Origin of the sequence: Arsenicicoccus bolidensis DSM 15745, assembly GCF_000426385.1 — a bacterium.
Classification (GTDB): domain Bacteria; phylum Actinomycetota; class Actinomycetes; order Actinomycetales; family Dermatophilaceae; genus Arsenicicoccus; species Arsenicicoccus bolidensis.
In genome coordinates, this window is sequence record NZ_AUFG01000070.1 from 1 (window position 1) to 8,166 (window position 8,166).

The following is an 8,166-nucleotide window of genomic DNA, read 5'->3' on the forward strand; positions in this document are numbered from 1 at the left end:
GCGTGGGCGGCACTTTGTGAGCTGGGAGCTCACGAACGGTCGTCCGGAGCGCGCGTGGGCGGCGCTTTGTGAGCTGGGAGCTCAGTTCGCGTCGTCCGTGGGGGCGTGGCCGGTCGTCAGGGCGGACACCACCCAGTCCACCCAGGCGAGGCGGTGGCGCTCGTAGCCGATGCCCGCCCTCACCCTCGCCAGCGCCGCGAAGCGCGGGTCGTCCCAGGCGATCTCGCCTCCCTCGGCCCGGATCTCGCGCTCGTGCTGGAGGTACTCCTCGAGCCGCGCGGCGTGGCGCTCGCGCAGGCCCCGCAGCATGGCCGCGGCGGCGGCGGGGTCGGCGAGCCAGAGCGAGTACGCCCGCAGCACCAGCACGTCGCGATCCGCCTGCTCGCCGGGGTCGGTGACCACCCAGGCGGCGAGCGCGGATCGCCCGGCCGCGGTCACGGCATACCGCTTGGTCGGTCGCGGTCCCCGCCCGGGGATCTCCTCGTGCGTCACGAGACCGGCCGCCTCGAGGCGCGCCAGCTCGGGATAGACCTGGCTGTGGCTGGCCGTCCAGAAGTAGCCGAGCGGTGCGGCCAGCCGCGCGCTGAGGTCGTAGCCGGTCGCCTCGCGCCGCGCGAGCAGCCCCAGCAGCGCATGCCCGAGGTCGGAGGTCTTGTCCGTACGTCCACTCATATGTCAATGTTGACATATGAGATCACCGAAGATGTTGATCGCCGCGCCCGTCGCCCTGCTGCTCGTCGCCTGCGGCGGGGGTGGCGGCACGCAGGCCGGCAGCGAGTCGACCGCACAGAGCTCGTCGGGCTCGTCGGGTTCCAGCCAGTCCGCCTCGAGCGCGTCGAGCACCGCCAGCACGTCAAGCCCGTCCAGCGCCGCCAGCACGTCCAGCGCTGCGTCGGCCACCCCCACCTCCGAGCCGACCGGTCTGGACCTCACCTGCGCCCGCACCCAGGCGCGCGTGCCGGGCGCCAAGCCGATCACCTACGCCGGTCCGGGCGGGGCCACGCTGAGTGGGGCGGTCGTGGGCTCGGGGACGAACGCGGCGGTGTTCGTGCACCAGTCGGACGAGGGCTTCTGCGGGTTCTGGCCCTGCCTGTCGACACTGCCCACGCCGGGGTTCACGGGCTACCTCGTCAACCTCTGCGGGTATGCCGGCGCCCGCTGCGAGCCGGGGACACCGTTCTACGGCGACCGCCAGGGCCAGCTGCGCGCGGTGGTGCAGGAGGCGCGCAAGCGGGGGCCAAGCGCGTCACGCTGGTCGGCGCGTCCATGGGTGGGTCCATGGCGGCCGGCTTCGCCAAGGCCCTCGGCGCGGACGCCGTGGTCGACCTGTCCGGTCCGGGCCAGTGGCACGAGGCTCCGACAGCCGCCCAGGCCGCCCCCACGCTGACCATGCCGGTGCTCGCGGCGATGTCGGCGCAGGACTCCGGCGACCGCGCCCCCGTGGAGGCGATGGTGCAGGCGGCGCCGTCCCAGCACAAGGCCTTCGTCTGGCTGGAGGCCGGCCACGGGTGGGAGCTGCTGACGGAGCACGCCGACGCCCGGGACACGCTGACCCCGCTGGGGGAGCGGGTGACCCGCTGGATCCGCGGCGACGTCTCCTGAGCAGGCAGGTCGCTCGACGTCGAGAAACTTGACGGGAGTAGCCTGTCCCCATGAGCACCTCTGACGACGTCGACGGCATCGTCGAGGCGTGGGGACGCGAGCGGCCCGACCTCGATCTCGGGCCCCTGCACGTCCTGTCGCGCGTCTCGCGCCTGGCCCGGCACCTCGACCTGGCGCGGGGCGAGGCGTTCGCCCAGCACGGGCTCGACGGGTGGGAGTTCGACGTCCTGGCTGCGCTGCGACGGGCCGGGGCGCCATACGAGCTGTCCCCGGGGGCTCTCGTGCACCAGACGCTGGTGACCAGCGGCACCATGACCAACCGCGTGGACCGGCTCACCGCACGGGGATTCGTGCGTCGCTCGCCCGACCCGCACGACCGCCGCGGGGTGATCGTGGCGCTCACCGACGAGGGGCGCGCGGTGGTCGACGCGGCGTTCGCGGACCTGCTGGGGCGCGAGCGAGCGCTGCTGGCCGAGCTGTCCGCCGCCGACCGCGCCGAGCTGGCGGGGACCCTGCGGCGGCTGCTGCTGTCCTTCGAGGGCTGAGGTCGCCGCTCAGCCCTGCACGCGCAGGTCCTCCTCGATCGCCCGCGCGGTGTCGCGCAGCGCGTCGAGATAGCCCTGCAGCTGCCCGCGCTCGGTCGACATGACCTTGGTCGACACGTTGGCGGCGGCCACGACCTGACCGCGCGGGTCGTGGATCGGCACGGCGAGCGAGCGCAGGCCGAGCTCCAGCTCCTGGTCGAGCACGCACCAGCCGGTCTCGCGCACCTCGTCGAGCGAGCGGCGCAGCGCCTCGACGGACGCGACGGTGTGCGGGGTGAGGCGCTCGAGCCGGACACCCTCGAGGTAGGCCTGCCGCTGGTCGTCGGGCAGCCCCGCGAGCAGCACCCGTCCCATCGAGGTCGCGTATGCCGGGAAGCGCGTGCCCACCCGGATGGACACCGTCATGATGCGGGTGGTGGCGCGGCGGGCGACGTAGACGATGTCGTCGCCGTCGAGGACCGCCACGGACGTCGACTCGTGGATCCGCTCCGAGAGGTCCTGCAGGTGCGGCTGCGCGACGTCGGGCAGGGTCTGGCTGGCGAGGTAGGCGAAGCCCAGCCGCAGCACCTGCGGGGTGAGGCTGAAGGTCCGGCCGTCGCTGCGGACGTAGCCCAGCGCCTCGAGGGTGAGCAGGAACCGGCGGGCCGCGGCGCGGGACAGGTCGGTGCGGCGCGCCACGTCGGACAGCGTCATCTCCGGGTGCTCCTCGTCGAACGCCCGGATCACGGCGAGCCCGCGGGCCAGCGACTGCACGTAGCCGTCACCGGGCACCTGCCCTGCGCCCACACCGAGAGCACCAGACGTGCTGGGGGTGCCAGGCGTGCCGGGTGTGCCGGGGGTGGCAGGGGCGCCGGGGGCGGCGTCGGTGGCGGCATCCGTGCTGGTCATGGCCTCGATCCTAGCGATCCGACCCGGTCGCCTCGCGGAGGGTCCCGTGCAGGCGGGCGTGCTGGGTGGCGAGGCGCACGGGGGCGTTGGGGGCGCCATACCCGTCATATCCTCCCCGCCGCTCGACGACCTCGAAGAACACCGACCCCACGGTCGCGGTGTAGAAGTGCAGGAACTCCCCGCCCTGGTCGTCGCGGTCGTAGAGGAGGTCGAGCTCGCGCAGCGTCGCCAGCAGCTCGGCGTCGAGGTCGAAGCGGGCCGCGAGGTCGTCGTAGTAGTTGGCCGGGATGCGCAGGAACCGCAGCCCCCGGTCCCGTGCCTGGCGGGCGAAGGACACGAGGTCGTCGCACGAGAACGCCACGTGCTGGGCCTGCCTCAGGCGGTCGCGCTCCTGCTCGACGATGGGTGGGGCGACGTTGAGGGCGACCCGGACGCAGCCGTCGCTGGTGCGCATGACCTGGCTGCGGACCAGGCCCTGCGGGCTCGCGACGTCGACCGAGGGTGCGGGGTCCAGCGACAGGACGCTGGCGAGGAAGAGCACGCTCTCGTCGAAGGACTGCCACGGCTGGGCGAGGTTGACGTGGTCGACGACCGTGCCGGTGGACGTCTCGCGCTCCACCCGCCCGTCACCGAACTCCCGCCACCAGCCGCTGCCCGCGTCGGGGCCGTGCGGGGCGGCGCAGAAGAAGATCTCGGTGCCGTCGGGGGCCTCGACGCCCTGCAGGACCTCCTCGCCGGCCTGCGTGCGCCGGGGGACGAGGTGCGTGCCGAGCTGCAGGGCGCGGCTGGCCGCGAGCACGGGATCGGCGACGTCGAAGCCGAGGGCGGCCACGTGCGGGCCTGCGGCATACCCCCTCTCGCGGTTGACCACGACCGCGGCCCGACCGAGGGTCCACAGGTCGACGGCCTTGCTGCGGTGCGTGCCACGGGCCGTGAATCCCAGTGCGGCGAGCAGGGACTCGGTCGCCGCGACCCCGGCGTCGTCCCCGGCGCGGATCTCGGCGAAGTTGAACCCCGTGGGGTCGTCGACGCGGGGGAGGGTCGCGAGCGGCACGGTGGTCGCACCGCCGTCGTGCTCCAGGCGCTGGGCGGTGCGCTCCTCGAGCCAGGTGAGCGAGCGGCGCGCGTCGACCGCCGTGCGCTCCTCGTCGGCCTGGCGGAAGACGTCGTTGAAGATCTCGAGCGACATCGGCCCCGTGTAGCCGGCCCGCAGCACGTGCGCCGCGAATCCCGGCAGGTCCCAGGCGCCCTGACCCGGAAACACGCGGTGGTGCCGGCTCCAGGACAGGACGTCCATGGACAGCGCGGGCGCGTCGGCGAGCTGCACGAAGAAGATCTTGTCGCCCGGGATCTGCTCGATCCCGGCGGGGTCGCTGCCCCGGCTGAGGATGTGGAAGGTGTCCAGGCAGGTCCCGAGGGCTGGGTGGTCGGCCCGGCGCACCAGGTCCCAGGCGTGGTCGTATGTCGACACGAACCGCCCCCACGCGAGGGCCTCGTAGGCGAGGCGGGCGCCGTGCTGCCCCGCTCGCTCGGCGAGGCGGTGCAGCTGCTCGGCGGCGAGGTCGTCGTCGTCGATCGTCGCGGTGCCGACGTTGCTGCACACGAGCAGGGTGTCGGCACCGAGCTCGGCCATGAGGCGGAGCTTGTGCTCGAGCCGGCGCTCCGTGGCGGCGAAGGTCGCCGCGTCGGTCCCCTCGGCGTCGCGGAAGGGCTGGTAGAGGTCGATCGTCAGCCCCAGGTCGGCGCAGCGGGCCCGGATCTCGCGGGGGCCCGACGGGCTGACCACGAGGTCCTGCTCGAAGATCTCGACCCCGTCGAATCCCGCTGCGGCACAGGCGTCGAGCTTGTCCTCGAGGGTGCCGGACAGGCAGACGGTGGCGATGGACGTGCGCATCAGCGACCCGCCTCGACGAGCTCACGGAAGTGGTCGCGCATCCGCTGCTCGTCGGCCTGGCGCCCGGTGAGGATCGTGAAGGCATCGACCGCCTGGCCGACCGCCATCCAGCCGCCCTCCATGACCCGGCAGCCGAGGGCGTCGGCGGCCTCCACCAGCTGGGTCCGCATGGGGCGATAGATGACGTCGGCCACCCACAGGCGTGGGTGCAGGAGGGCGAGGTCGAGCGGCGTGCCGGGGTGCTGGTGCATCCCGACGGGGGTGCAGTTGACCAGCCCGTCGGCGCCGACGATGAGGTCGGGCACGTCCGCCGGCCCGTGGGCCGTGACGGTGGGGGCGTGCTCGTCGGCGTGCGCGTCGCCAGGCTCGCCACCCTGGGCCGTGGTGAGCAGGGCGGCCAGGGCGGCGGCGCGGGCCACGTCCAGGTCGACGAGGTGGAGGTGGCGGACGCCGCTGCGCAGGAGGGCGTGGGCGACGGCCGAGCCGGCGCCACCCGTGCCGATCTGCACGACGTGCTCGCGGGCCACGTCGGGCAGGGCGCGCGTGAACCCCCACGCGAATCCAGTTGCGTCCGTGTTGTGCCCGACGAGGCGACCGTCCTCGGTGACCACGACGGTGTTGACCGCCCCCAGGCGCGCGGCGTCCGGCACGACCTCGTCGAGCTCGGCGATGACGACCTGCTTGCACGGGTGGGTGATGTTGAACCCGTTGAACCCCAGGTCCCGTCCCGCCCGCAGCAGCGGCCCGACCGCGTCGGCGCCCAGGCCGAGGACGTGCAGGTCGACGGGGCGATAGACGCAGCGCAGCCCGTGGTGCTCGGCCTCGCGCTCGTGCATCGGGGGAGTGAGCGACGGCAGGACGCCGTCCCCGATCAGTCCGGCGAGGTAGGACTCCTGGCGTGTGCTCACGGGCTGGCCTTCCGTCACGTGTGGTCTCGGTGGCCCAGCCAGTATGAGTGGTTCGCACACAGGACCGCAGTTCACATCCCGCACGCCCCTCTCCCGCACGCCCAGCCTCCCTCGTCCCACGATCGTGAGGGTCTTCTCCAAGAAAGTTGGACGAAACCCTCACGTTGTTGGGGTGAGGGCTTGGGGGTCTTGACACCGGATATCTTGATGTCAAGATAAGTATGTCGTTCCCCCGATCGCAGGAGGCGCCGCCATGTGGGACCCGACGTTGTACGCCCGCTTCGCCGACGACCGGAGCCGCCCCTTCCGGGACCTCACGGCGCGGATCCAGCCGACGCGCGACCCCGAGCTCATCGTCGACCTCGGTTGTGGCGACGGCCCGCTCACCCTCGAGCTCGCCCGCCGCTGGCCGCGGGCCCGCGTCGTCGGCGTCGACGCCAGCCCCGACATGCTCTCTCGTGCGCGGGAGCTCGACCCCGACGGGCGGGTCGAGTGGGTGCAGGCCCGCGCCGAGGAGTGGGACCCGTCCGCGCTCGGCGCCCCCATCGACGTCCTCGTCACCAATGCCACCCTGCAGTGGGTCCCCACGCACCGAGACCTGGTCCCGCGCTGGCTCGAGCACCTCTCCGCCGCAGGGTGGTTCGCGATGCAGGTGCCCGCCAACTTCGACGCCCCGAGCCATGCGCTGATGCGCGAGGTGGCGGCCGGTCACCCCCGTGCCGCGGAGCTGCGGGCCGTGCTGGACCGCGCCCGGGCGTCGGGGGCGGCCACGGACTACCTGCGGCTGCTGGCGGCGTCCGGGCTCGAGGCGGACGCATGGGAGACGACATACCTGCACGTCCTGGATCCTGCTGGGGCGCAGGAGGATCCGGTCCTCGAGTGGGTGCGCGGCACCGGCCTGCGCCCGGTCCTCGAGGTGCTGGGCGACGACGCCGAGTCCTTCCTCGCGCCTTATCGCGAGCGGCTGCGCCGGGCCTATCCCCGTGAGCCGTATGGCGTTTCGTTCCCTTTCCACCGCGTCTTCGCTGTGGGTCGCCGTCCAGGCCCGCGTGACGACATCGCCCCGCTGGTCGTCGGCCTCGACCACGTCCAGGTGTCCTGCGCACCCGGCGACGAAGCGCTGGCGCGGGCGTTCTACGGGGAGCTGCTCGGCATGGAGGAGCTCCCCAAGCCGCCCGTCCTTGCGGCACGCGGCGGCTGCTGGTTCCGTTCCGGGTCGGCGGTGGTGCACGTCGGGGTCGAGCCGGACTTCGCCCCGGCCCGCAAGGCGCACCCCTGCCTGCTTGCCGGTGACCTTGATGAGGTGGCGCGCCGGCTCGAGGCTGCCGGACACGACGTCACGTGGGACGACGCGATCCCGGGCGTGCGGCGGCTGCACACCCATGACGGCATGGGCAACCGGGTCGAGGTCCAGCAGGCCTGAGCCCCTCCGCTCACCCTCGTGCAACATCTTCGGGTTCCAACCCGAAGATCTGTGACTCCCGTGAGGGGGAGGCTCGTCGGGTGAGCGTGGGTCGGCTGCCGGGCTCCCGGGGAGGAGCGAAGGGGCTCGTCGCAGCCACTCCTGGCGACTGGTCCTGACGGTCGGTGAGGGTCTCGGCGGATGGGTTTTTCTGCTGGTCAAGGGTGGTTTACGGTCATGCTTTTCGCTATCATGTTCGTATGACGACGGCGCCGCTCCGCGAGGCTCACCAGCCCGACGCGGGTCCGGCACGCCGCCACCTGACCCCCCTGTCCGAGGCCGCGACTGGGACGCTGTCGGCGGGTGGGGTGGACGCGGTCGTGGACCGGTTGGTGGTGCTGGACGAGACCCTGACCGACGCGGATCGGACCGCGTTGCTGGCGTCCCTGCAGCGTTTGGAGCGGGCGGCGCAGGCCGCGCAGCAGCGGGTGATGCTGGCCCTGGACGAGGACCGCCACGACCAGCGCGAGCAGGCGTCGGGGCGGGCGTCGGACCGGGGTTCCTGCGCGCCGGGGGTCGCCGCGGAGGTCGGGGCCGCGTTGGGGTGCTCGGCGTCGGCGGCGGGGTTCCGGTTGGGGTTGGCGCGGGTCGCGGACCGGGAGCTGCCCCGCCTGGCGGGTCTGCATCGGCGGGGGCTGGTGTCGGTCGATCACGTGCGGGCGGTCGCGGCGGCCACGATCGGGGTCGGGCAGGATGACCGGTTGACCGTGGACGAGGAGGTCGCCCCGCGCGCGGCGGGGTGGACGGTGCGGGAGCTGGAGGCCCGGGCCCGGGCGATCGCCTACGAGCTGGACCCGGGCGCGGCGACCGCGGCCCATGACCGTGTCGTGGCGGACCGGCACGTGTCGGGTCGCCCGGTCCCGGGCG

9 protein-coding genes are annotated in these 8,166 nt (G+C 73.4%); 4 read left to right on the forward strand and 5 right to left on the reverse strand.

What is annotated here, in order from left to right; all coding sequences use genetic code 11:
- Window positions 1-81: 81 nt before the first annotated feature.
- Complete coding sequence (locus K313_RS0119050) at window positions 82-672, reverse strand: PadR family transcriptional regulator (protein ID WP_029212967.1); 591 nt, start codon at window positions 670-672, stop codon at window positions 82-84.
- Window positions 673-675: 3 nt separating this feature from the next.
- Window positions 676-900: a hypothetical protein gene (locus tag K313_RS0119055; protein WP_156911480.1), complete on the reverse strand. Its 225-nt coding sequence runs from the start codon at window positions 898-900 to the stop codon at window positions 676-678.
- 366 nt (window positions 901-1,266) lie between these two features.
- Between K313_RS0119055 and K313_RS0119065 the strand changes: the two genes are divergently transcribed.
- Complete coding sequence (locus K313_RS0119065) at window positions 1,267-1,602, forward strand: hypothetical protein (protein WP_029212969.1); 336 nt, start codon at window positions 1,267-1,269, stop codon at window positions 1,600-1,602.
- 50 nt (window positions 1,603-1,652) lie between these two features.
- Window positions 1,653-2,147, forward strand: a complete 495-nt coding sequence (locus K313_RS0119070; RefSeq protein WP_029212970.1) for a MarR family winged helix-turn-helix transcriptional regulator — start codon at window positions 1,653-1,655, stop codon at window positions 2,145-2,147.
- Window positions 2,148-2,156: 9 nt separating this feature from the next.
- Here the strand turns inward: K313_RS0119070 and K313_RS0119075 are convergent, their stop codons facing one another.
- From K313_RS0119075 to K313_RS0119085, 3 genes are read right to left on the reverse strand one after another with little or no spacing between them, the layout of a single operon-like run.
- Window positions 2,157-3,035: an IclR family transcriptional regulator domain-containing protein gene (locus K313_RS0119075; protein WP_029212971.1), complete on the reverse strand. Its 879-nt coding sequence runs from the start codon at window positions 3,033-3,035 to the stop codon at window positions 2,157-2,159.
- A gap of 10 nt (window positions 3,036-3,045) precedes the next feature.
- Window positions 3,046-4,929: a bifunctional sugar phosphate isomerase/epimerase/4-hydroxyphenylpyruvate dioxygenase family protein gene (locus K313_RS0119080; RefSeq protein ID WP_029212972.1), complete on the reverse strand. Its 1,884-nt coding sequence runs from the start codon at window positions 4,927-4,929 to the stop codon at window positions 3,046-3,048.
- The gene (locus tag K313_RS0119085; RefSeq protein WP_029212973.1) at window positions 4,929-5,837 is read right to left on the reverse strand and encodes a shikimate dehydrogenase; all 909 of its coding nucleotides are present in this window, start codon (window positions 5,835-5,837) and stop codon (window positions 4,929-4,931) included. Before K313_RS0119085 ends, K313_RS0119080 begins: the two co-directional genes overlap by 1 nt.
- A 253-nt stretch (window positions 5,838-6,090) precedes the next feature.
- On the opposite strand from K313_RS0119085, the gene K313_RS21815 reads away from it, so the two are divergent.
- Window positions 6,091-7,260 (forward strand): methyltransferase domain-containing protein, encoded by a 1,170-nt coding sequence (locus K313_RS21815; protein WP_029212974.1) that lies wholly within the window; start codon window positions 6,091-6,093, stop codon window positions 7,258-7,260.
- Between the two features lie 239 nt (window positions 7,261-7,499).
- The coding region (locus K313_RS0119095) for a DUF222 domain-containing protein (protein WP_029212975.1) at window positions 7,500-8,166 on the forward strand (667 nt) is incomplete at its 3' end.